Source organism: Hydrogenovibrio halophilus DSM 15072 (assembly GCF_000384235.1).
Classification (GTDB): Bacteria; Pseudomonadota; Gammaproteobacteria; order Thiomicrospirales; family Thiomicrospiraceae; genus Hydrogenovibrio; species Hydrogenovibrio halophilus.
This window is the reverse complement of sequence record NZ_KB913033.1, coordinates 600,248-624,394: the sequence shown is the minus strand read 5'-3', so window position 1 is coordinate 624,394 and position 24,147 is coordinate 600,248. Positions and strand designations below refer to the sequence as shown.

18 protein-coding genes are annotated in these 24,147 nt (G+C 57.6%); 13 read left to right on the top strand and 5 right to left on the bottom strand.

Annotation, left to right across the window (positions count from 1 at the left end; translation table 11 throughout):
- Positions 1-84 precede the first annotated feature (84 nt).
- A complete protein-coding gene (rlmKL, locus tag A377_RS0102965) occupies positions 85-2,301 on the top strand; it encodes a bifunctional 23S rRNA (guanine(2069)-N(7))-methyltransferase RlmK/23S rRNA (guanine(2445)-N(2))-methyltransferase RlmL (protein WP_019894670.1) in 2,217 nt (738 codons plus the stop codon).
- A gap of 167 nt (positions 2,302-2,468) precedes the next feature.
- Here the strand turns inward: rlmKL and A377_RS0102960 are convergent, their stop codons facing one another.
- Positions 2,469-4,553, bottom strand: coding sequence for a HAMP domain-containing methyl-accepting chemotaxis protein (locus tag A377_RS0102960; protein WP_019894669.1), 2,085 nt, complete (start codon positions 4,551-4,553; stop codon positions 2,469-2,471).
- 257 nt (positions 4,554-4,810) lie between these two features.
- On the opposite strand from A377_RS0102960, the gene A377_RS0102955 reads away from it, so the two are divergent.
- Complete coding sequence (locus A377_RS0102955; RefSeq protein ID WP_019894667.1) at positions 4,811-6,916, top strand: methyl-accepting chemotaxis protein; 2,106 nt, start codon at positions 4,811-4,813, stop codon at positions 6,914-6,916.
- 18 nt (positions 6,917-6,934) lie between these two features.
- Here the strand turns inward: A377_RS0102955 and amt are convergent, their stop codons facing one another.
- Complete coding sequence (amt, locus tag A377_RS0102950) at positions 6,935-8,752, bottom strand: ammonium transporter (protein ID WP_019894666.1); 1,818 nt, start codon at positions 8,750-8,752, stop codon at positions 6,935-6,937.
- 221 nt (positions 8,753-8,973) lie between these two features.
- Between amt and A377_RS0102945 the strand changes: the two genes are divergently transcribed.
- The 7 genes from A377_RS0102945 (at position 8,974) to lnt (ending at position 16,785) form a co-directional block, all read left to right on the top strand.
- The gene (locus A377_RS0102945; protein WP_019894665.1) at positions 8,974-9,585 is read left to right on the top strand and encodes a flavin reductase family protein; all 612 of its coding nucleotides are present in this window, start codon (positions 8,974-8,976) and stop codon (positions 9,583-9,585) included.
- Positions 9,586-9,709: 124 nt separating this feature from the next.
- Positions 9,710-11,092 carry an oxygen-independent coproporphyrinogen III oxidase gene (gene hemN / locus A377_RS0102940; RefSeq protein ID WP_019894664.1) on the top strand — a complete coding sequence of 461 codons (1,383 nt, stop codon included), beginning with the start codon at positions 9,710-9,712 and terminating at the stop codon, positions 11,090-11,092.
- 153 nt (positions 11,093-11,245) lie between these two features.
- Entirely contained in the window at positions 11,246-12,676 is a 1,431-nt protein-coding gene (miaB, locus tag A377_RS11700) for a tRNA (N6-isopentenyl adenosine(37)-C2)-methylthiotransferase MiaB (protein ID WP_019894663.1), read from the top strand.
- 90 nt (positions 12,677-12,766) lie between these two features.
- Positions 12,767-13,747, top strand: coding sequence for a PhoH family protein (locus A377_RS0102930; protein ID WP_019894662.1), 981 nt, complete (start codon positions 12,767-12,769; stop codon positions 13,745-13,747).
- Entirely contained in the window at positions 13,744-14,259 is a 516-nt protein-coding gene (ybeY, locus tag A377_RS0102925) for an rRNA maturation RNase YbeY (RefSeq protein ID WP_019894660.1), read from the top strand. The genes A377_RS0102930 and ybeY overlap by 4 nt, the downstream gene beginning before the upstream one ends.
- Entirely contained in the window at positions 14,252-15,223 is a 972-nt protein-coding gene (locus A377_RS0102920) for an HlyC/CorC family transporter (protein ID WP_019894658.1), read from the top strand. The genes ybeY and A377_RS0102920 overlap by 8 nt, the downstream gene beginning before the upstream one ends.
- Positions 15,224-15,237: 14 nt before the next feature.
- Complete coding sequence (lnt, locus tag A377_RS0102915) at positions 15,238-16,785, top strand: apolipoprotein N-acyltransferase (RefSeq protein WP_019894656.1); 1,548 nt, start codon at positions 15,238-15,240, stop codon at positions 16,783-16,785.
- On the opposite strand, the gene A377_RS11695 is transcribed toward lnt, so the two are convergent.
- The 3 genes from A377_RS11695 to A377_RS0102900 are packed head-to-tail and all read right to left on the bottom strand — an operon-like array spanning position 16,705 to position 19,699.
- Positions 16,705-18,048, bottom strand: a complete 1,344-nt coding sequence (locus A377_RS11695; RefSeq protein WP_019894655.1) for a 3-deoxy-D-manno-octulosonic acid transferase — start codon at positions 18,046-18,048, stop codon at positions 16,705-16,707. The two genes, lnt and A377_RS11695, sit on opposite strands and share 81 nt — an antisense overlap.
- Before the next feature lie 21 nt (positions 18,049-18,069).
- Positions 18,070-19,026 (bottom strand): KpsF/GutQ family sugar-phosphate isomerase, encoded by a 957-nt coding sequence (locus tag A377_RS0102905; RefSeq protein WP_019894654.1) that lies wholly within the window; start codon positions 19,024-19,026, stop codon positions 18,070-18,072.
- A gap of 16 nt (positions 19,027-19,042) precedes the next feature.
- On the bottom strand, positions 19,043-19,699 hold the full coding sequence (locus A377_RS0102900; RefSeq protein WP_019894652.1) for an acyloxyacyl hydrolase: 657 nt from the start codon (positions 19,697-19,699) through the stop codon (positions 19,043-19,045).
- Between the two features lie 103 nt (positions 19,700-19,802).
- Between A377_RS0102900 and hldE the strand changes: the two genes are divergently transcribed.
- From hldE to glgC, 4 genes are all read left to right on the top strand, one after another.
- Entirely contained in the window at positions 19,803-21,236 is a 1,434-nt protein-coding gene (hldE, locus tag A377_RS0102895) for a bifunctional D-glycero-beta-D-manno-heptose-7-phosphate kinase/D-glycero-beta-D-manno-heptose 1-phosphate adenylyltransferase HldE (protein ID WP_019894651.1), read from the top strand.
- Positions 21,223-21,789 (top strand): D-sedoheptulose-7-phosphate isomerase, encoded by a 567-nt coding sequence (locus tag A377_RS0102890; RefSeq protein ID WP_019894650.1) that lies wholly within the window; start codon positions 21,223-21,225, stop codon positions 21,787-21,789. The genes hldE and A377_RS0102890 overlap by 14 nt, the downstream gene beginning before the upstream one ends.
- A gap of 48 nt (positions 21,790-21,837) precedes the next feature.
- Positions 21,838-22,797 carry a glucokinase gene (gene glk, locus A377_RS0102885; protein ID WP_019894649.1) on the top strand — a complete coding sequence of 320 codons (960 nt, stop codon included), beginning with the start codon at positions 21,838-21,840 and terminating at the stop codon, positions 22,795-22,797.
- Positions 22,798-22,878: 81 nt separating this feature from the next.
- Positions 22,879-24,147 carry a glucose-1-phosphate adenylyltransferase gene (gene glgC / locus A377_RS0102880; RefSeq protein ID WP_019894648.1) on the top strand — a complete coding sequence of 423 codons (1,269 nt, stop codon included), beginning with the start codon at positions 22,879-22,881 and terminating at the stop codon, positions 24,145-24,147.

Sequence of the window (24,147 nt, the reverse complement as noted above, 5' to 3'; positions counted from 1 at the left end):
TGGGAAAGGCTGAAAGAAGGCCTATTTTACAAAAGCCACCCGCCCGGATGCAGTAAAATGGCGGTTTTAGAACAAGGATTTTCTATGTGTCGCTTTTTTGCAACGTCGCCACCGGGGCTCAGTGAGATTTTACGCGAAGAACTGGAACAGCTGGGAGCGGTTAATGCCAAAGCCCAGCCGCTGGGGGTGGCGTTTGAAGGCGACATGGAAGTCGGCTATCGGGCCTGCCTGTGGTCGCGCGTGGCCAACCGGGTGTTTCTGGAACTGGTCGAGATGGAATTGGCCAATCAGGAAGAGCTGACCACACAGGTGGCCGAGATGGCATGGTGGGAGCATTTTGAGGTGGACGGCACCTTTTCGGTGTCTTTTACCGGCAAAGGCCTGGGGATCGAGCACAGTCATTTCGGTGCGCTCAAGGTCAAGGACGGCGTGGTGGACGCGTTTCAAGCACGTTATGACCGTCGTCCGTCGGTGGACACCCAGTCTCCGGATGTGCGCATCCACGCGCATTTGAACCGGCAAAGCCTGCGTATCAACCTCGATCTGACCGGCCACAGTCTGCATCAGCGCGGTTATCGCGAGGACGCCAAAGTGACCGCGCCCTTGAAGGAAAACGTGGCCGCCGCGTTGTTGTATCGGGCGCAATGGCCCAGTATCGCCGCCAAAGGCGGTGACTGCTACGACCCCATGTGTGGCTCGGGCACCTTTCTGATCGAAGCGGCGATGATGGCCGCCGACATGGCCCCGGGACTGGCCAGCGCCGAGCGCATGCAGCTGACCCGCTGGCGGGGGCATGATCCGGCGCTTTGGCAGCGACTGCTGGACGAGGCGGCACAGCGCGAAGCCGAAGGCCTGCGCAAGCTGGGCGCGTTTTTTGGTTCGGATGTGTCGCACAAGTCGATTCAGGCGGCCGAGAAAGCGATTGCCGCCGCCGGTTTTGACGATGTGATCGAACTCAAACCCATGGCGGTGGAACAGGCGCATCGCTGGGGCAACTGGCAACCAGGCCTGGTCATTTCCAACCCGCCTTACGGCGAGCGTTTGGGCGAAATCGAAGCGGTGCGCCCGCTCTATACCAAGTTGGGCGATCTGCTCAAAGCCGAATTCGAGGGCTGGCAGGCCGCGATTCTGACCTGTCACGACGAACTGGCCAAAGCGGTGGGGTTGAAAGCCAAGCGCTGGCACAGCGTCAACAATGGGGCGATGGAATGTCGCCTCTATCGTTTTGACGTCACTCAGGAAAACTTTCGTCAGGCCGCCTTGCCGACCACGCCGGATCTGGCGGCGCAGTTGCAGGCCGTTCGCCCGGAACTGGCCGAAACCGACGGGGCCAGAATGTTTGCCAATCGGGTGCGCAAAAACCTGAAGCAGCTCAAAAACTGGCGCAAACAAAACCAGATAGAAGCCTTCCGCGCTTACGATGCCGACATGCCCGAATACGCGCTGGCGATTGATGTCTATGACACCAACGAAGACGGCCGCTGGTGCGTGGTCGCCGAATACGCGCCGCCCAAAACCGTGAATGCGGGCAAGGCACGCCGCCGCTTGCACGAAGCGCTGGTGACGCTGCCCGAGGTACTGCAGATGCCGGCGGAAAAGATTGTGTTCAAAGTGCGTGACCGGCAAAAAGGCCAGAGCCAGTACGAAAAACTGGACGAGCAGAAACGCTTTTTGACCGTCACCGAGAACCAGACCCGGTTGCGCGTCAATTTCACCGATTACCTCGACACCGGCTTGTTTCTGGATCACCGCGATGTGCGCGCTTGGCTGGCGCAGCAGGCATCGGGCAATCGTCTGCTCAACCTGTTCTGTTACACCGCCAGTGTCACCGCGACCGCGGCGGTGGCCGGAGCCAAAAGCAGTCTGAGTCTGGATTTGTCCAAAACCTATCTCAGCTGGGCGCAGAAGAATTTTCGCTTCAATCAGATCGATGAGGACGCGCATCAGTTGCAACGTGCGGATGTGCTCAAGTGGCTGCAAACCATGCAGGAAGAGCCCGGCCAGCGCCCAGCCTTGTTTGACTGGGTGTTTCTCGATCCGCCGTCGTTTTCCACCTCCAAAAGCATGGAAGACACGCTGGACGTGCAACGTGACCATGTGCGTCTGATCCAACAGGCGCTGAGTCTGCTCAAGCCAGGGGGGCAATTGCTGTTTTCCACCAACCTGCGGCAGTTCAAACTCGATCAGAGCGCTTTTGCCGACGACTGGACGATGACCAACATCACCCGAAAAACCCTGCCCAAAGATTTCGAGCGCAGCCCCAAAATTCACCAGGCCTGGTGGTTTTCGCCGTCGAAGTAGGTGGTGTGCGGTGAGTGAACGACTAGTGGATGGCCAGCTGGAACAGCAGCATGCTTAAAAAAGCCAGCATGGTGATGATGCCGTTGTTGGTGGACACCGCTCATCAGACGTTGTCGCAGGTAGGGTTGTTGGTAAAAGTTACCAAGCCTGGTGGCCTGGCAGTGGTATCAGCGCTTGGTTTTGAAAAAGCTCATGCGCTGACTGAGTCGGGTCGCTTGTTCCTGCATGCTTTCGGCAGCGGCCGAGGTTTGCTCGACCAGCGCCGCATTCTGTTGCGTGACTTCGTCGATCTGTGAAATCGCGGTTTCCAGTTGGGCCACGCCTTTGGCCTGTTCACCGGACGATTGCGATATCTGATCACTCATTTTGGTCACACTGTCGATCGACTGGGTGATTTCCTGAATCACCTCGCCCGATTCCGTGGCCAGCTTGGTACCGTGATCTATCCGTTTCACGCTTTCATTGATCAGCGAGGTGATGTCTTTGGCTGCGTCGGCCGATTTTTGTGCCAGTGCGCGCACTTCGCCCGCGACCACGGCAAAGCCGCGACCGTGTTCACCGGCACGGGCCGCTTCGACCGCCGCATTGAGCGCCAGAAGGTTGGTCTGGAAGGCAATGCCGTCGATCAGGGTCACAATTTCCGAGATTTTGTGACTGGAATCCTGAATCGCGGTCATGGCTTCAATGGTCTCTGACATCACATCCGCCGCCGTTTTGGCTTTGGATTCGACCTGATGCTCGATTTCGGTCTCGTCCGACGCGCTTTTGGCGTTGTTTTGCACAGCGGCGCTGAATTCTTCCATGGTGGCGCTGCTCTGTTCGATTGACGCGGCCTGTTCCTGTACCCGCTGGCTCAAATCGGCCGAACCCTGCGCCACTTCGTCGGCGGCGGTGGACACGGTGTTGGCCGTCTCGATGGTGATGGAGACGATGTCGTCCAGTGCCGAGATCGATTGGTTGATCGCTTTTTTGAGCACCGCCAGTTCGCCTTCATAGTGGTTGTCGATGCTTTGGGTCAAATCGCCTTCGGATTGGGCCACCACCACGCGTTTGATGTCGGCGATGGCGCTTTCGAGCGAGTCGATGGATTGATTGACGTTGTCCTTGAGTTCTTTGAGCTGGCCTCTGGCGGACACCTTGACCCGATGGTTGAACTCGCCCTGGTTCATGGCTGCCATCACATCATTGATTTCCACCATCACGGTGTTGATGCTGTGCATGGCGTCATCGACCTGCTGGCTGAAAGCCTCGGGGACTTTTTCGTCCATTTGCACGTCGAATCGGCCCTGCTGCAGAGCGGTCATGATTTTGGAGAGCTCGTTCATCATGAAATCGACGCTGTCAGCGGACGCATTCACGCCTTGTTTGAGCGCGTCCAGATCGCCTTTCTGAGGGGAGTCGATCCGTTTGCTGAAGTCGCCTTCGGCGATGGCGGAAACCACCTGATTGGTTTCGGAAATACTGGTCTTGATGGCCCCAAACATTTTGTTGAGAGCCGAAGCCACCTCGCCCAACTCGTCTTTGCGTGCTGGCAAGGTGCGGTCAAAGTTCATGCCGTTGGCCACATCCAGCACGTCGTTGACCGACGACTGAATGCCCTTGCGAATCGATTGGGTCAGCATCCAGGAGATGGCACCAATGATGCCCAGGAAGATCAGCCCGGAAATCATGATTAATTTGAACAGAAAGTCGGAAAATTCGGCCGCTTCGACCTGCGCTTGTTTGGACCGGTCTGTGATCCGTTTCCCAAATGCTCTGACGTTTTTCATGATGCTTGCCAGGGTGGGGTTCATCTGGGTCAGAAAATGGTGGTTGGCTTGTTCAAATTCGCCATTGGCATAATACTCAATGCCTTGTTCGGTCATTGAAAAGTAGTTTTCGATTTGGGTGTCCATCTGCTCAATGTCGCTGCGGAATCTTGACGAAGCGGGGTGGCTTTTCAGTGCGGCCAGCTGTTCACGCGCCTGGGTCATCAGGCCTTCCATGTTGTCAAAATGCATTGTGATCTGATGGTCGTGCATGCTGACAATTTCCGGGCTGGCCGGGTCATGCTGCAATGTCAGCACAAATTGATTGTGCGCATTGAGCAACACTTCCTGAAAGGAGGCCAGACCTTCGATCTCGTTCAACTGGTTGTTGTCAATAATGGTGGAATGAAGCTTGTTTTCGCCCCACAAGCTTATGGCGACAACAAGAAATATGGAGGCAAAGGAAACCAGCGAAAGAAGGATCAGGCGTAACTTGATGGTCATGAAGAACCTCCGTTTAAAAATGATTGAAATCCGTGACTTGGCAGTGTAGCAAACAGCAGGCCAGCCTTCGAACACATAAGCCCGGGCTGATTTGGTTCAGAGGGCTGGCTGGCGGGGCGGATGAAAGCCACAATCAGGCTGTGGTTGTCACCGGGCTGTCAAACAGATGTCTTAAAACAGACACCCAAACCCCAGTCTTTGAAAGGTTAAATGTGAGGACGTTGACGGAATCAAAGTCTTTACTGGGAGTGGTATTTATGGGTGTCTATCGTCATCAACCCGGTCGCATTGGCGGGATTCGCGGGCGTTTTTTTCTGTTTTTTGTCGGGGTTTTTGTGGTGTCTGTGGGCGGACTGGGCCTGTATGACAACTGGGTCGGCCAGCAGGTGCAGACGGCGATTGCGCAAAGCGAGCCGGTGCCGGATTATTTTGTGTTGTCGTTTCTGGTGCATCTGGTGGCGATTGGCTTGATCATTGTCGCCATTGATCGGTATCTGGTTTATCGCGTGGTCAATCCGATCAAGCGCATGGATGCGGCCATGGTCAAGGTGGTGGAGCAGGGCGATCTGACCGTGCGTTATCCGCACCAGCCGATCCGCGATGAAATTCAGCACATCGGCAAGAAGTTCAACACCCTGATGGACAATCTGGAAAGCAGCGTCGGGCAGATCGAAACCGTGCTGCAGGCACAAACCCACGGCGACTTTACCCCGGAGGTGAGCGGTCAGTTCTGTGGCGTGTTTGCGCGGATGCAGCAACACATCAATCACACCCAGCATCAGACCCGTCAGGTCACGCAAACACTGATTGCGGGGCTGAAAGAGCTGGCCGAAGCCGATTTTTCTTCCGAGCCGCCCTTGCCGGAAGCACAGGGGCAGTGGAAAGACTGTTTGCAGCATTTGGCGCAGACCCGTCAACAGCTGGCCGAGTCGGTGCGGCGTTTGTCCAATCTGGCCCAGCGTATGGCGGTGTCGGATTTTTCCAAACCCACCGGACTGGAAGTGCCGGGCGATTTGGCCCAGATCCGTGATGGGTTCAACCGGGCCAACAACGATCTGCGCGAGGCATTTGAAGAATTCGAGATCAGTTTGTTGGGGCTGTCCAATTACAACCTCAATGCGCGCGTGGAGGGTCAATATCAGGGATCTCTGGCGGTGATGCAGTCGATCATCAACCGATCCTTGTTCAATGTGGCTTCGATGTTTGCCCAGATTGATTACGAAAGCCACCAGAACCAGAATCGCAGTCAGTCGATGAGAGAACGCAACAGCCTGCTCAATGACGCCACCCAAAAACAGGCGGCTGCGGTGGAGGAAACCGCTGCGTCGACCGAAGAAATTCAGTCCACCATTCAGCAGTCGGAAGACAATGTGCAAAAGGTGCTGACACTCACACAAAACCTGCATCAGACCGTGCATGAGGAAGGCCAGGTGATGGATGCGGCACTGCAATCCATGCACGAAATTCAGGACGCCTCCAGACAGGTGGCCGACATCACCGGCATGATCGATTCGATTGCGTTCCAGACCAATCTGCTGGCGCTGAATGCCGCGGTGGAAGCGGCGCGCGCCGGAGAGCACGGGCGTGGTTTTGCGGTGGTGGCCGGTGAGGTGCGCACCCTGTCACAGAAATCGGCCGATGCGGCCAGACACATCAATCGCCTGATTGAAGACACGCTCAAAAAAGTCGAAGAGGGGTCGGCGCATGTGACCCGTGCCGCCGACAGCCTGAAGATTCTGATAGATGGCACCGATGAGGTGCGTTCGCACACCGAAGACTTGGCCACCACTGCGCGCGAACAGGCACAGGGCATCGGTCAGATTGCCCAGGCGATGGCCGATGTGGACACTGGGGTGCAGAGCAATGCCCAGCAGGTCGAAGCCAATTTTCAGGAAAACGAAGCTCTGGCTCACACCGCCGAGACGCTGATCGATGTGGTCGGACGCTTTACCTTTGATGTCAGCACCCTGCATCTGGGTCACGCATTGGAAACCGGGGATTTCAAATTTGCGGCCGCTCGGCGCGCGCATCTGGCCTGGGTGACCCGAATGACCTACATTTTGCACAGCGAACAGTTGGGAGACGTCCATCCTGACAAGGCCAGCGCGTCGGACCAATGTGAGTTGGGACAATGGCTGGTGAGATGCCAGGAAGAACTGGCGGATATACCGGAATTTCAGAAACTGGTGGCCGCGCATGCCGATTTTCATCACCGGCTGGGGCGGATGCTGAAGGCCCTGCAGCAGAAACAGCTGGCGATGCTGGGCGACAAAGCCGAATTGTTGGATCAAATTGCCCAGGCCTCAGAACGGACCGTTGAAGCCATCGATGCATTGGAAGCGCGGCTGGTTTCTCAGGCCTGATTGGCCTGATCGCAGGCATCAGCCGATCACCCACTGGTTTTTGCCACGCTTTTTGGCGCTGTACATGGCCTTGTCAGCGCGTTGCAGCAGGGGATCGACCTTGCTTTGGCCGGGACAAAAAACCACCACGCCAATGGAAGCGCTGACTTGCGATACCTGCTGATCCTCAAGCCAATAGGGTTGGCCGATGGCCTCGACCATGGCTTGAGCCGTTTGCGCGAACTGACTTTGGGAGCCGATGCGCTGCAACAGGATCACAAATTCGTCCCCGCCAAAGCGTGCCGCCAAGTCGTGATGCGAGAGCGTGGCTTTGATCCGGTCGGCGGCCTGTTTGAGCAATGCGTCCCCGGCCTGATGGCCCAGTTTGTCGTTGACCGCTTTGAAGCCGTCCAAATCCATGTACAGCAGCGCGTATTCCTCCCCGGCGCTGGCGGACAGGCATTTTTCCAGCTCGATCAGCAGGGGGCGGCGTTTTGCCAGGCCGGTCAGCTGGTCGTAATTGGCGATGTAAAGGGATTCCTTTATCAAAGCTTCCTTTTCGGATGAGAGTTGATTGAAGGCTTCGGTGACCTGATTGTAGAAGTTGGCGATCACGGCGGCATCGGAAAAGGGTTCCACCAGCACTTTTTGCGAAAAATCCTGTTTTTTGGCCTGCTCGTTCATGCCGCTGACCAGGTCCAACATGGCGGCGCGGGCATTGTGCTCGCTGATGTTGAGCCCCAGAATTTCATCACTGTGGGAGGTGCGCAACGGCCAGAAACGATTGACCAGAGCGAGAAGGCTCCAGCTGACCAGAAACACAAAGCCGCCAATGCTGACGATCCCGATCAGCTGAATCAGAAACTGTTGCAAGGGGTCAGGCGTGAACGCGGCCACCGCTAGGGTACCGGCGGCACCGGCAAACAGGTGCACCGGGATCGCTTCGATCACATCGTCCAGTTTGGCTTTTTCCAGAACGGCCTTGCCCAACCAGTAGGCCAGATACCCCAGAACGCCCACGGCCATCGCTCCCGTGGGCGACGCCAGATGCGCCCCGGCGGTGATGGCCACCAGTCCCGCCAGCACGCCGTTGATCAGGTCCACCACGTGAAAATAGCCATAGCGCTGATAGCCCAGAACCAGGCTGCTGAGTCCGCCGGAAACCCCGGCCAGCAAGGTGTTGAGAATGACCGGCATCACCGCCGCCTCCCAAGCCAGAACGCTGCCGCCGTTGAACCCGATCCAGCCGATCCAGATCAGGAACACGCCCAGCACACTGGAAGAGAGGTTGGCCTGCTCAAACACCGTGGGTTCCGACTGATCAAAGCGGCCGAACCGCGGCCCGATCAGAATCACGGCGGCCAAAGCGGCCCAGCCACCCACCGAATGCACCACGGTGGAGCCGGCAAAATCGATGAAGCCGAGCTGTGCCAGCCAGCCATCATCATGCCAGGCCCAGTGCGCCTGAAACGGGTAGATGCACAGCGACACCACCACCGCGATGATCAAATAGGTGGTGAATTTGGCGCGCTCGGCAATCGCCCCGGAAATGATCGTGACCGCGGTGGACGCAAACATGGCCTGAAACAGCACCTGTACCAGCTGATCGGCATTGTTCAGATAGAAAAAGCCAATGTCCTGGCCCCAGAGCCCATTCAGGGACGGGCCCAGCAGAATGCCTGCGCCAAACACCGCAAAAATCAGAAACGAGATCAGGAAATCGCTCAGGTTTTTGATGGCGGTGGAAATGGAGTTTTTGCTGCGGGCGATGCCCGCTTCCAACGCGGTGAAGCCCGGCTGCATCAATGCCACCAGCATGGCACTGATCAGCAGCCACAGGGAGTCGATCATGGTCATGGTCCGCGAGCCCTTTTCTGAGACTGTAGTAATAAATTTAAGCAAGAAACAGGCCTGGTAAAAAAAGCGCCTTTATATGAGTGAGTAATGGTTTTGTGAGCTACCGTCGGTCGATGTGCTTTGATGTTATTGAACGAATATGGTGCAAAAAGGGTGTTTGTTGCCCGCCATGGGTTGGTTATACTTGCGCTTTCACATCGAGAAGAAAAAGGGACCAAACCATGCAGTGGGATTTTGAACAATTAACGCCCATGGCGCGTTACCAGTGTCTGGCGCAGGCGATCATTCCGCGACCGATTGCCTGGGTGCTGACGGCCAACGGAGCGAGTGGCGGCCATAATCTGGCCCCCTATTCGTTTTTTACCGCCATCTGCAGCGATCCGCCGCTGGTGTTGATTTCAGCGGGCAAAAAAGCCGCCGGTGAAGAAGCGGGTGAGCCCAAGGACACGCGGCGCAACATTCTTGAACAAAAGGATTTTGTGATTCACCTGCCCGGCACGGATCAGATCAATGCGGTGCAGGATTCGGCCGCGACCCTCGCGCATGGCGAATCGGAGCTGACGCGTCTGGGGCTGGAAACCGTGCCGTTTGACGGTTTTGCCCTGCCTCGGCTGAAAGCCTGCCCGGTGGCACTGGCCTGTCGCCTGCACCGGCTGGACGAAGTTGGCCATGCGCCCCAGGCAGTGATTTACGGCGAAGTGATGGCGATGCACGTCGACGATGCGATTCTGGATGCCGATCAGGGAATCGATCCATTGGCCATGGACCCGCTGGCCCGATTGGGCGGTCGCGATTACGCGCAACTGGGTCGTTTGCTGCAGCCCGAGAGCTGATTTTGGATCGATCCTTCTGAAGACGAACCTTGTCGCACCTTAAGGCAAAGAGAGTGGAATCCCGCTGGCGAAACCGCCCGGCTTTGGTAGAATGGCGGTTTTGACCACAGCAGAGACAGGGTATATGGAACAGTCCATCCGATTTGATGAGGCATTGATCAAGCGCTACAACCAGAGTGGGCCGCGTTACACTTCTTACCCCACCGCACTGGAGTTCGATCAGGCGTTTGAGGTGGCCGATTACAAGGCGGCTGCCGAACGCAGCAACGACTCCAATCGTCAGTTGTCGCTGTATTTTCATATACCGTTTTGCGACACCGTCTGCTTTTTTTGTGCCTGCAACAAAATCTGGACCCGTGATCGCAAAAAAACCACGCCTTATCTCAAGCGGCTGTTCAAGGAAATCGAACTGCAATCGCGTCTGTTTGACCCGGCGCGCAAAGTGGACCAGTTGCATCTGGGCGGCGGCACGCCCACTTTCATCAGTCAGGATGAAATGCATCAGTTGATGGAAACCACGCGTCGTTACTTCAATCTGCATGACGACGATTCGGGCGAGTACTCGATTGAGATCGATCCGCGGGAAGCCAGCCGCGAATCGGTGCTGGGCCTGCGCGAACTGGGCTTCAACCGGATGAGTCTGGGGGTGCAGGATTTTGATGAGCGGGTGCAGAAAGCGGTCAATCGCATTCAGACCGAATCCGAAACCTTCGAGGTACTGGAAGCCGCCCACGAAAGCGGGTTCATGTCGGTCAACATCGACCTGATGTACGGCCTGCCGCATCAGACCGAACAGAGCTTTCTCAAAACCCTGGACCGGGTGCTGGAGTCGAACCCGGATCGGTTCTCGATTTTCAATTACGCCCACATGCCCGCCATGTTCCCTACCCAGAAGAAGATGGACGAGTCGGCGATGCCGGGGCCGGACGAAAAGCTGGCGATTATGCATGCGGCCACCGAACGTCTGCTGCAGGCCGGTTACATCTACATTGGCATGGATCACTTTGCCAAGCCCGATGACGAGCTGGCGGTGGCGCAACGGGAAGAAACCCTGTATCGCAATTTTCAGGGCTATTCCACCCATGCCGAGTGTGATTTGATCGGGATGGGCGCGACCTCGATTTCACTGCTCAACAACACCTACGCCCAGAACCACAAGTCGCTCAATGACTATTACGCCGCGATCGACTCGGGGGAGCTGGCGGTGTTTCGCGGCGTGACCCTGTCGGAAGACGATGAGTTGCGTCGGGATGTGATCACGCGTTTGATGAGCCATTTCCATTTAAATTTCGAGCGTTTGAGTCAGCAGTGGGGCATTGTGTTTTCCGAGTATTTCGCCAAAGAACTGGCAAATCTGGCTCCGATGGTGGAAGACGGCCTGATCACGCTGTCGGACTCGGACATTTATGTGACCGCCGCTGGGCGTTTGCTGATCCGCAATATTTGCATGGTCTTTGATGCCTATATGCAGGACAAACTGCCCAACCGTTTTTCCAAAGTCATTTAACCCAAGTGCTTTCTGCCTTTTTGACCAGGCCTGGTCAAAAAGGGGCCTGATCTAATCGATTGTTTCCACTGTGAAAGTGTTCGGATGGCTGTGCTATAATGGTCGGCTTTTCTGTCAAACCTGAATCGAGAATCGGATTTCACGAGTATTTCTATGGCCCAGACTTCGCAATCACGCCCGTTTGAAGGCGGTTTACTGATCAAAACCTATGGCTGTCAGATGAACGAGTACGACTCGGACCGGATGGCCAAGCTGTTGGAAAAAACCTACGGTTTGAGCATGGTCGAGACGCCGGAAGAGGCGGATGTGCTGCTGCTCAATACCTGCTCGGTGCGCGAAAAAGCCCAGGAAAAAGTGTTTGACGAACTGGGGCGCTGGAAAAAATGGAAAGCGGCCAAACCCAATCGCATCATCGGCGTCGGCGGCTGTGTGGCCTCGCAGGAAGGCGAGGAAATTCGCCGGCGCGCGCCGCTGGTGGATGTGATCTTCGGGCCTCAGACGTTGCATCGACTGCCGGCGATGATGGACGAAGCGCTGGCGTTGCGGGCGCAAACCGACGCTGACAAAAAGCTCAAAAAACGCGCCGTGATCGACATTTCTTTCCCGGAAATCGAAAAGTTCGACAATCTGGCCGAACCCGAATCCAGCGGCGTCTCGGCGTTTGTGTCGGTGATGGAAGGCTGTTCCAAATATTGCACGTTTTGTGTGGTGCCTTACACCCGCGGCGAAGAATTCAGCCGCCCTTACGCCGATGTGATGCGCGAAGTCGAATCCCTGGCCGGGCAGGGCGTGCGCGAAATCAATCTGCTGGGTCAGAATGTGAACGCCTATCAGGGCGAGATGCCCGATGGCGATGTCGCCGATCTGGCGTTGCTGATCCATGCCGTGCGCGCGGTGCCGGGGATCGACCGGATTCGTTATACCACCTCGCACCCCAATGAAATGACCCAGAGCCTGATCGATTGCTACGCCGAGGTGCCTGAGCTGGTTTCGCATCTGCATTTGCCGATTCAATCCGGCTCGGATCGGGTGCTGGCGATGATGAAGCGCAACCACATGGCGCTGGAATACAAAGCCACCATCCGCAAAATCCGTGAATTGCGCCCCAACCTGAGTTTGAGCGGCGATTTCATCATCGGTTTTCCGGGTGAGACCTGCGACGATTTCAAACAGACTTTGAAGCTGGTCGAAGATCTGAACTACGACCGCTCGTTCAGCTTTATCTACAGCCCGCGTCCGGGCACACCGGCGGCGAGCCTGCCGGACGACGTGGAAATGCACATGAAAAAGCGCCGCTTGCAGGCATTGCAAACCCTGCTCAATGAGCAGACCGCCGCCCACAGTGAGGCCATGATCGGCAGCACCCAGACCCTGCTGGTGGAGCGCTTGTCACGCAACAGTGTGCACGAGGTGTCGGGGCGCACCGAAAACAACCGCGTGGTCAACTTCGCCGGTTCGCCCGATCTGATCGGGCAGTTTGTTGAGGTGCGCATTGACGAGGCCTATCCCAATTCGCTCAAAGGCACGCTGGTGGCCATGCCGGAAGCGGATCGGTTTGAGCCGCGTCAGTTTGTGGCCTTGTAATCAGGTTCGACTTGTCACAAAAGCCTGGCTGACGAGCGAAACGGATTTGTGTAAACTGACAGATGTTCTCTATTACCACAGGAAGGGTTTTTGACCACACTCAACACCATACAATTTGTGCTCACCCCGGAAAACAATGACGCGCTGCTGAATCTGTGCGGATACCAGAGCGAGCATTTGTCGCAACTGGAGTTGCGTCTGGGCGTGGAAATCAACCACATGGGCTTTCAATTCAGCGTCACCGGTTTGCCGGAACGGCTGGTTGCAGCGGAACAGTTTCTGCGCGATCTGTATGCGCAGGCGCTGAAAGAGCCGCTGGACCCGCCCAAAATTCATCTGGCGCTGCAGGCGATGGGGCACGAACAAGCTCAGTCGGTTGACAGCGCGCAGGAATTGATCAAAACCCGTAAAAAGGTGATCAAAAGCCGCAATGCCAATCAGGCGCACTATTTGCGCACCCTAGCCGATTACGATGTCAGTTTCGGCATCGGTCCGGCGGGCACAGGCAAGACCTATCTGGCGGTCGCGGCGGCGGTGGCGGCACTGGAGCAGGACGAGGTGCGTCGGATCATTCTGACCCGGCCGGCGGTGGAAGCGGGCGAAAAGCTGGGCTTTCTGCCGGGCGACCTGACCCAGAAAGTCGACCCGTATCTGCGGCCGCTGTTCGATGCCCTGTTTGAAATGCTGGGCTTTGAAACGGTGGAGCGGCTGATGGAAAAGGGCGTGATCGAAGTGGCGCCGCTGGCGTTCATGCGCGGGCGCACCCTCAACGAAGCCTTTATGATTCTGGACGAGGCCCAGAACACCACCACCGAACAGATGAAAATGTTTCTGACCCGTATCGGCTTTGGCTCCAGAGCGGTGATCACCGGCGACATCACCCAGTGTGATTTGCCCAAACATCAGCGTTCGGGACTGCGGCATGTGATTGAAGTGCTGGAAGGCGTGCCCGAAATCGGCTTTACCTTTTACCAGTCGCAGGACGTGGTGCGTCACCGGCTGGTGCAGAACATTGTGCGCGCTTACGATCAATACGACAAACGTCACACCAACCCGGGAGAAGCCTTGTGATTACGTTGGACTGGCAGGTCGCACTGGACGATGAGGACCCGTGCAAACGGGCATTGCCCGAGAAAGATCAGGTTCAGAGCTGGGTCGCCGCGTCCCTGCGCGATCCCTGGCGGCTGGGCGAAACCGAACTGACCGTGCGCGTGGTCAAGCCGGAAGAAAGCCGCGCCCTCAACGACGCTTACCGGGACAAAGACCGGCCCACCAATGTGCTTTCCTTTCCGTTTGAAAACCCACCAGGCCTGGAAGATTTGGGCGAGGCGCTGCCGTACCTGGGCGATCTGGTGATCTGTGCCGAGGTGGTGGCGCGCGAAGCCGAAGAACAGAACAAGCCGCTGATGGCGCATTGGGCGCACATGGTGGTGCACGGTTGTCTGCATCTGCAGGGGTTCGATCACCTGGATGCCGAAGACGCCGAAGAAATGGAAACGCTCGAAGCAGCGTTGCTCAAAGAACTGGGCGTGGCAAACCCGTATCAATGGTTGCACGATGGAGTCGAACAGACCGATGAGTGAAAGTGACAGTCGAAGACCCTGGCTGGAAAAGCTGGGCCGCTTTTTTTCGGACGAACCCAAAACCCGCGAAGACCTGGACGCGTTTCTGGAATTGGCGCAATCTCAGGATCTGCTGGACCGTGATGCGATGCTGATGATTCAGGGTGTGCTGGGGGTGTCGGAATCCCGAGTGCGCGACGTGATGATTCCCAAAGTGCAGATGGTGTGTGTGGACGAAGCGGACGAACTGTCGCAGATTCTGGACACCATGATGGCGTCGTCGCATTCGCGCTATCCGGTGCTGTCGGCCGAGACCGACGAAGTGATCGGCATTCTGTTGGCCAAGGACGTACTCAAGGCCGTGGTCAAAAGCCAGTTGGTTGACAAGGATCAGTTGCGCGAGCTCTATCGTTCGCCTGTGATGGTGAGCGAAAGCAAGCGCCTCAACGTGCTGTTGCGCGAGTTCAAGAACAGCCGCAACCACATGGCGCTGGTGGTGGACGAATACGGCGAAGTCGCCGGTCTGGTCACGATTGAAGACGTGCTGGAGCAGATTGTCGGCGACATCGAGGACGAACACGACGAAGACGAAGACAACATCCAGAAACACATCAGTGGCGGCCATGCGGTCAGGGCCATCACCCCGCTGGCGGATTTCAATGCCGCGTTTGAGACCGAGATCGAAGACGACATGCTGGAAACCATCGGTGGGGTGGTCAATAAAACGCTGGGCCGGATTCCCGAAGAGGGCGAAGCTTTTGATCTGCCGCCCCTGCGTTTGACCGTGCTCAAGGCCGATCAGCGCCGGGTGGAAAGTTATCTGGTGGAGCCGCTGGAGCAGGCTCAGGAGCGGGATCAGGCCGAAGCCGATGACGCCGCAGCGGAAGATGCAGCGGTCCAGGCGGCAACGGCGGCGGCGAATGAGGCCGCCGCAGAACAGGCGCAACAGGATTCGCCATCACGGGATACGACCTCACAGTCATAAGGACCGGACCACTGATGAAATTTCTGGCTTTTTTCCGCCCCAAACGACAGGATGCGGCGCTGTTCGGTCTGGGCGGGCTGATGGTGTTTGCCCATGCGCCGATTGGCATTGCCCCTTTGGCGTTGATCGCGCTGATGGGGCTTTTCTGGTTCTGGCAACAGGCGCCCACCGTCACCCGCGCGGTGCAACAGGGCATGTGGTTCGGGTTCGGTTTTTTCGGTATTGGCGTCAGTTGGCTCATTTCCAGTATCTACCTTTACGCCGAAGTGCCTTTGCCGCTGGCGGTGCTGGCGGTGCTGATCTTTATCGGTTTTCTCAGTCTGTATTTTATGCTGGCCGGTGCCCTGGTGGGCTGGCTCAGGCGTCCGGTCGAAGGCCAATTTGACCAGGCCTGGTATTGGCTGGGGCTGATGCCGGCGGTCTGGGTGCTGGCCGAGTTGATCCGCGGCTCGCTGTTTGGCGGTTTCCCCTTTCTGGTCACCGGCAACAGCCATTTGTACACCAGTCTTTCCGGGTATGTGCCGGTGATCGGTGCCATGGGCGTGTCCTGGTTGGTGGCGCTGACCGCCGGGCTGTTGCTGTGGCTGTTCAAAACCCGGGGCTGGGTGCTGGCGAGTGCGGCGCTGGTTCTGATCTGGGGCGGCGGCTTTTTGCTCGACCGCGTGGTCTGGGTCACGCCCAAAGGCCAGCCGGTCGACATCGCCCTGTTGCAGGGCAATGTGCCTCAGGAGCAGAAATGGCAGGGCGATCAGTTGCGGCCGACGCTGGAACGCTATGTGTCGATGACCCGGGAGAACATGAGCGCGGATCTGGTGGTGTGGCCGGAAACGGCGGTGCCCGGTTATTTTGATGTGGTCGAACGCGGTGCCTTGCGTTCGTTTGTCCGCGATGCCCAGCTGCTGGAAAAAACCATTCTGATGGGCGTGATCCGACGTGACGGCGCAAACGACGCCTATTTCAATTCCATTGTGAACGCGGGCAATCCGGAACAGTTTTACGACAAGCGCCATCTGGTGCCTTTCAGCGAGTTTTTTCCGTTTTACGACCTGCTTTCGGTGATCAGCGGCTGGTTTGACATTCCGTTCTCGGAATTCACCGCCGGTGGCATCGGCCAGAAACCGTTGCAGCTGGGAGAGCACAAGGTGGCTTTGTCGGTCTGCTACGAAATGGCGTTTGGCACCGAGTTGGCCCCCGGAGCCAGAGACGCGGATTTTCTGGTGACGGTCAGCAACGATGCCTGGTTTGCGCACACCCTGGAACCGGCACAACAGATGCAGGACGCGCAGATGCGGGCGCTGGAATTGGGCCGTGAAATTGCCCGCGCCACCAATACCGGTTATACCGCCATCGTGGGCGTTGACGGGCTGGTGCGGGAGCAGTTGCCCCTGTATGGACCAGGGGTATTGCGGGAGAAGATTCAGCCCTATCAGGGCGAAACCCCGTTTGTGCGCTGGGGCCATACGCCCTTGTGGCTGGGTACGTTATTGGTGTTGTTGATCGGTATCGGCTGGCGGTTTCGTCGGTCCGTTGTCAGACAGCCAGGGCGCAAGCAAAGCCAGTAATTTGGGCAGTGCGCCGGTCTGGCTCTGAAAGCACTGGTGCGCTTTTTGTCCCTGTCGGTGCCGTTGGTCCGGGGTTTGAGCCAGCTCGGTCAGGGTGTCGCCCAGCTGAGTGGGTGACTCGACCACCTGAATGGCCTCGTCCCGCCGGAAGGTGTCGTACAGCGCTTGCAGATTGCTGTAGTCAGGCCCGGAAAGCACCGGTTTGCCCAGTGCGGCCGGTTCCAGAATGTTGTGCCCGCCAAACGCGACCAGACTGCCGCCGACAAAGGCCGTGTCCGCCACCGCATACCATAGCAGCAGTTCGCCGATGGTGTCGGCCAGATATACCTGGGTGGCGGGTTTTATCAGGTCCTGCCGAGAGCGAATGGCACTGGGCGTGTCGGTCAACAGGCCCGCGACCTCGTCAAAACGGTCATTGTGGCGCGGCACCAGAATCAGCAGCGCATCGGGCACCTGTTGCCGCAAACGCCGATGCGCTTCCAGCATCAGCGCCTCTTCGCCTTCATGGGTGCTGGCCGCGACCCAGACAAAGCGTCCGTCCAAGCCATTTTCCTCACGCCAATCCTGCGCCTGTTGCGGCAGGTTGGGGTCGATTTCCAGATCGAATTTCAGATTGCCGAGTGTTTGCACTTTCTCGGGGTCGGCGCCCAATGCGATCAAACGCTCCCTGTCCACCGGAAATTGCGCCGCAATCCCCTCTGTCTGGCGCAAGGCCTGCCGGACCAATTTGCCGCCCCATTTTTGATAGGCCCGAAACGAACGTTGTTTGATTCGGGCATTGATCAGCATCAGCGGAATGCCGCGTTCAGAGCAGGCCTGGTAAAGATTGGGCCAGATTTCGGTTTCCACCATCAATACCAGGCGCGGCTGTACTTGATCCAAAAAGCGGTTGACCGGTCCGGGCAAGTCATAGGGGATCATCTGATGTTGGATTGGCACGGGCGCAAAACGCAGCGCCTGCTGTGCGCCCTGGGTAGAGCCGCTGGTCAGGGTTAACGGGCAGTCGGGCGCGCGCTGGTGCAAGGCGTTGAGGAGAGGGAACACAGAACGGGTCTCGCCCACCGACACCGCATGCACCCAGATGCCACCCTGTTTGAAAGGGCCGGGATGGCGGCCGAAACGGGCGGCCAGACAATGTTCGATTGGTCGCTCGTCCTGTGAGTCAGCCGCCCGGCGAGCGGCCTTGCGACAGCGCCGGTAACCGGACCAGACGATCAGGGGCCACAGCAGGCGCAATAACCAGCGATAGGTGCGCAGAGTCATGTTCGACCTCCGCCGCGCCGATCAGGCCAGATCATAAATCTGAATCACGCCGACTACCGGATTGGGCTGGCCGGATTCGGACTGACGCACCAGCAGAGAGGTGATTTTCTTGCCGGTCATGCGTTCTTCGGCCTCGGTCAGACGTGCTTCCTGATGAATCCACTGGGGATTGGCGCTCATGATTTCGGCGGCGGTTTTTTGCATGAAGGTTTGGGGGTCGGCTTCCATTTCGCGGCGCAGATCGCCATCGGTGATCACGCCTTCGCCCTGATTGACAATGCACATGCCCAGACGGCCGTCGGTCATGGTGTGCACCACTTCGATCATGGGGGCCTCGCCATCGACAAACGGCAGGGCACCGGCGGTCATTTCGTGTTTGACCCGGGTCAGCAGCTTGCGCCCCAGACTGCCGCCTGGGTGAAAACGGGCAAAATCCTGTGGCTGAAAATCGCGCGCCTGCATCAGCGCCACGGCCAGTGCATCGCCCATCACCAGCGTGGCGGTGGTGGAAGACGTGGGCGCCAGTTGCAGCGGACAGGCTTCCTTGGGCACCGCAATGTTCAGGTGAAAGTCGGCGTTCTGGGCCAGTGTCGAGTCCGGGCGTCCGGTCATGGCAATGATCCGGTTGCCATTGTCTTTCAGAAACGGAATCAGCTTGATCACTTCGTCGGTCTCGCCGGAATTGGAGAGCGCCAGAAAGATGTCGTCCGGTGCCACCATGCCCAGATCACCGTGGAAGGCTTCGCCCGGGTGCATGAAGAAACAGGGGGTGCCGGTACTGGCCAGAGTGGCCATGATCTTTTTGCCGATCAGTCCCGATTTGCCCATGCCGCAGATGACCAGGCGGCCCTGGGTGTTCAGAATGGCTTTGACGCTCTGCTCGAACTGGGCGTCGAGCAGGTGCGCCAGGTGCTGCACCGCCTCGGCTTCGATCTGGATCACGTCTTTGGCAATTTGCTGAATGTTGATTTGACTCATATTTGACCAGGCCTGGTTAAAACCGCCATCCGAAGTGCAGATTGTGAAAATCCGTGTCGGGGTTGGGGGTTTGAATGTCGTTGTTGGAAATGTGCTGGTAGCGGTAACCGATTTCGTATTGGTCGTGCGTCAGTCCGATGCCCAGAATGCTGCCAAACTGAAACTGGGTGGATTTGTTGTCGTTTTCCAGCCACACGTCGCTGAGAAGTTGCGGGCCAATGCCGGTTTCAAGGTAAGGCAGAACGCCGCCGGTCTTGTAGTAATAACGAAACACCGGGGTCAGTCCCAGAATGTAACCGCTGTCATTGCGCACGTCCGATTCGTTGCTGTACCAGTATTGCAGGTTGAGGTCCCAGCGACCGTTGACCCGAAAACGGCTGGATTCGTAAATCGGTCCCTGCCAGTCCATGCCCAGCCACAAGGCGCGGTTTTGCAGTGTGTCGTCACGACCGATGTCAATGGAAAGGGTGCGGCGGTCACTGGCCAGTTCCTGCGACAGAGAACAGGGTGTTTTCTGCTGATAACAGGCCAGACCAAGCGAGGCCAGGGTGCCGACAATCGCGGTGGACAGGAGGGCACGGTTGGCGTCTGCAGCCTGAGCAGGCAACGCCAATGTGAGAGCGATCAGGCACCCGGTCAAGGGTTGGGAGATGGAACGTGGCACAAAGGGCATAAAGTAGAATCCTGTCAGACTTTTTCAGAATACGGTAACATGGGTACATGGTTGTCACATCCGTGACGTTGACGCACTATTTTAAACAAACTCTTTCACGATTATGGACGAATTTTCAAAGACCCGGATTCTGGTGGTGGGCGATGTGATGCTCGACCAGTACTGGACCGGATCGGCCAAACGGATTTCCCCGGAAGCGCCCGTGCCGGTGGTCAAGGTGGGCGAGCAGACCGTTCGCGCCGGCGGTGCCGCCAATGTGGCACTGAATGTGGCCGCATTGGGTGCTCAAGCCACCCTGATGGGCATCATCGGTCAGGACGAACATGGCACACAATTGAACGAGGTGGTCGAACAGGCCGGGGTTGCAACCGACTGGGTACGCAGTGATTGCGGCACCATTTGCAAATTGCGGGTGCTGAGCCATCATCAGCAATTGATTCGCATGGACTTCGAACAGGTGGTGCCATCCGCTTCGGCTCACTCTCTGGCGCAGAAAGTCGCGCAGAAGGTAGCCGGGTTTGACGCCCTGGTGATTTCGGATTATGCCAAGGGGAGTCTGGCGGAGGTGGAAAGCATGATCGCCGCGGCCAACCAAGCGGATCTGCCGGTGTTGATTGATCCCAAAGGCGACGATTTCAGTCGTTATCGCTCGGCCACCCTGATCAAACCCAACCAATCGGAATTTGAGCAGATTGTCGGCGACTGCCCGACCACCGAAACCCTGCTGGAAAAAGCCGAATCCCTGCGGAAAACGCTGGGGATTCAGGCCTTGCTGATCACGCGCAGCGAACACGGCATGGCGCTGGTGGAAGGCGGTCACGCCGCCACCACTTTGCAGTCTCAGGCGCAGGACGTGTTTGACGTGACCGGTGCCGGTGACACCGTGATGGCGGCCCTGGCCACCGCCTACGCCAGTGGCATGACCCTGCCCCAGTCGGTGCGGCTGGCCAACGAAGCTGCCGGACTGGTAGTAAAAAAAGTGGGCACCTCCACCGTCTCCCGGGCCGAACTACAGGCGCAATGGCGGCAATCGCAGAGCCATCAGGGGTATGCCAGCATGAGCGAGGACGAAGTCGCCCATCTGGTGCTGTTGGCGCAGGTCAAAGGCGAAAAGGTGGTGTTTACCAATGGCTGTTTTGATTTATTGCATAGCGGTCATGTGCGTTACCTGAGCGAAGCGGCCCGGTTGGGAGACCGGCTGGTGATCGGGGTCAATTCCGATGCCTCGGTTCAGCGGCTCAAAGGGCCGACGCGTCCCATTGTGGATTTGAACGGGCGGATGGAAGTGCTTTCCGCGCTCAGTTGCGTCGACTGGGTGGTGCCATTTGACGAGGACACGCCGCAGCGTCTGATCTGTGGCCTGCAGCCGGACATTCTGGTGAAAGGCGGCGATTATCGCCCCGAAGAGATTGCCGGGGCCGATTGTGTGCTGGCCCGGGGCGGTCAGGTGGAAGTGCTGTCATTCTGGCAAGGGCATTCCACCACGCGGCTGGTGAGCAAAGTTCGCACGGAAGGGGCAGAAGATGGCACGGATTGACCTGAAAAGGGCGTTGGCAGAGCATCAGCGGGCCCTGGCTTCTGTCACGCAATCGTCACAGAAAATCGAAAACCTGATTGCTAGAATCATTCAAGCGTTTGAAGCGGGCGGAAAGGTGCTGTGGATGGGCAATGGCGGCAGTGCCGCCGATGCGCAGCACATGGCCGCAGAGATGATGGTGCGCTATGTCAAAGACCGTCGGCCTTTGCCGGCGATTGCGCTGAATACCGACACCTCGATTCTGACCGCGCACAGCAATGACTATGATTTTGAAACCGTGTTTTCCCGTCAGATTGAGGGCCTGGCGCAGCGGGAAGATGTGGTTATGGCCCTGTCGACTTCCGGTCACAGCGCCAATGTTGTGCGCGGCATGGAAGCGGCCATGAAAAAGGGGTGTTACTGTGTGGTCCTCACCGGTCAGGCCGAATCGCCCCTGAGTCGAATGGCCCACTGTGTGTTTCAGGTGGACTCACACGAGACCGCCCGCATTCAGGAAGCGCATACTTTTATCAGCCATTTAATTTGTGAAGGCCTGGACACCCATTTTGCCTGAACGCCTTTGAAAGCGGTCGGGCAAATCGAAGCAGGTCGAGGAGAGCCAATGTCCGTTGTTCTTGCCGCCGATGCGGGCGCGACCAAAGTGTTGTTGCAGGCCCGCGATACCGCCAGCAAAGAGGTTCTGGCCGAAGCCCGTTATTTGAGCAAGGGGTTTCCGTCTCTGGTGGCGCTGGTCAAGCAGTTTCAGAATGATTACCCCTTGCCCGTCATGGACGCCGCCGTCTTTGGCGTTCCGGGGCCGGTCAATGGCCGTTTGGTTGATTTGACCAATCTGCCCTGGCGGGTCGAGGCCGACGAACTGGAAAACGCCTGTGGTTTTTCCCGTGTTAAGCTGGTCAATGATTTTTATGCTGCCGCCCGCGGGGTCGATGAACTTCATGAGGATGACTGGATCACACTGCAGGAAGGTCAGATCGACCCGCAGGGTAACCGCCTGGTGATTGGGGCCGGTTCCGGGCTGGGGGTGGCGCCGGTCAAAAACTGCGACGGGCGCTTCATTCCGCAGTCTTCCGAGGGGGGGCACATCGATTTTGCGCCCGTCAATGACGCCCAGATGAGGATTTTGACCTGGCTGCGTCAGAAATGGTCGCACGTGTCCTATGAGCGGCTGCTGTCAGGCGAAGGCCTGGAAACCCTGTACCACTTCTACAGTCAGCAATCCCACGGACATGGGCGCAAGCGCATCCGGGCCGCAGAAATGCTTGACAGTGCTCAAGCGGGGGATGCGATTGCCCAGAGCACACTGGAGACCTTTGTCGAGGTCTATGGCGCTTATGTCGGCAATGCGGCCCTGATATGGGAGGCCCGGGCCGGTGTGTTTCTGGCCGGTGGCATTGCACCGAAAATTCAGGACTGGATGCGGTCAAAGCGCTTTATGGAAGGGATGTTGAGCAAGGGGCGCATGCGTTCACTGGTGGCTCAGTTTCCAGTGAAGCTGGTGGTCAACGAATCGGTGGGATTGCTGGGAGCTCTGGCCGAAGCCGAGCAGCTGGCGAAAGAATAAGGTCTGAGCCTTCGAGCCAGACCGCAGCAGGCAAAGCAAATACATATCAGTCGTCCTGTAAGCGACAAGAGGAGAGAGAGCATGAAGAATTATTGCGAAACCAAAACCGCCACCGACCTGACGCGCCAGACGCTGGCGCTGGTGCTGGCCGGGGGCGAAGGCAGCCGCCTGAAAGATCTGACCAAATGGCGGGCCAAACCGGCGGTGCCGTTTGGTGGCAAATACCGCATCATCGATTTTGTGCTGTCCAACTGCGTCAATTCCGGGATTCGGAAAATTGGCGTCCTGACCCAGTACAAGTCTCACTCCCTGATTCGACACGTGCAACGGGCCTGGTCGTTCATGCGTTACGAAGTGGGCGAATTTGTCGAGCTGTTGCCCGCGCAGCAGCGCATTGACAAGGGCTGGTATCAGGGCACGGCCGATGCGCTTTATCAGAACCTAGACATTATGCGCCGCCATACCCCGGAATATGTGCTGGTGCTGGGCGGAGACCACATTTATTCCATGGACTACAGCAAAATGCTGTATGACCATGCCGAGTCCGGGGCCGATGTGACCATCGGCTGCATTGAAGTGCCGCGCGAAGAAGCCACCGGTTTTGGCGTGATGTCTGTCAATGACGATCTGGAGATCACCCACTTTACCGAGAAACCGGCCAACCCGGATGCGATGCCCGGCAAGCCGGATCGGGCGCTGGCGTCCATGGGCATTTATGTGTTTTCACGTGAGTTTCTGTTTCAGAAACTGATCGAGGATCACGACAATCCGGAGTCGTCCAAGGATTTCGGCAAAGACATCATTCCGTCGGTGATCGAAGACCACAAGGTTCAGGCCTACCCGTTTGTGGACGATGACGGTGCCCCGGTTTACTGGCGGGATGTGGGGACGATCGAATCCTACTGGAAAGCCAGTCTGGATCTGTGTTCGATCACGCCCGACCTGAACCTTTACAATGAGGACTGGCCGATCTGGACCTATCAGGCTCAGATGCCGCCAGCCAAATTCATTTTTGATGACGAAGGCCGTCGTGGCGAGGCGATCGATTCGATGGTGGCCGGTGGCTGCATTGTGTCCGGCGCGCGGATCAAGCGTTCGGTCATTTCCAGTGGCGGTCGTGTGCACAGCTACAGTCTGATCAAGGACTCGGTGTTGCTGCCCCGGGTGGAAGTGGGCCGCAATTGCCGCATTCAGAATGCGGTGATCGACAAAGGGTGTACCATTCTGCCGGGCACCATTATTGGCGAAGACCCCAAAGCCGATGCCGAGCGTTATTACGTGGAACCGCAATCGGGCATTGTGCTGGTGACGCCGGACATGCTGGGTCAAAGCATTCATATGACACGCTGA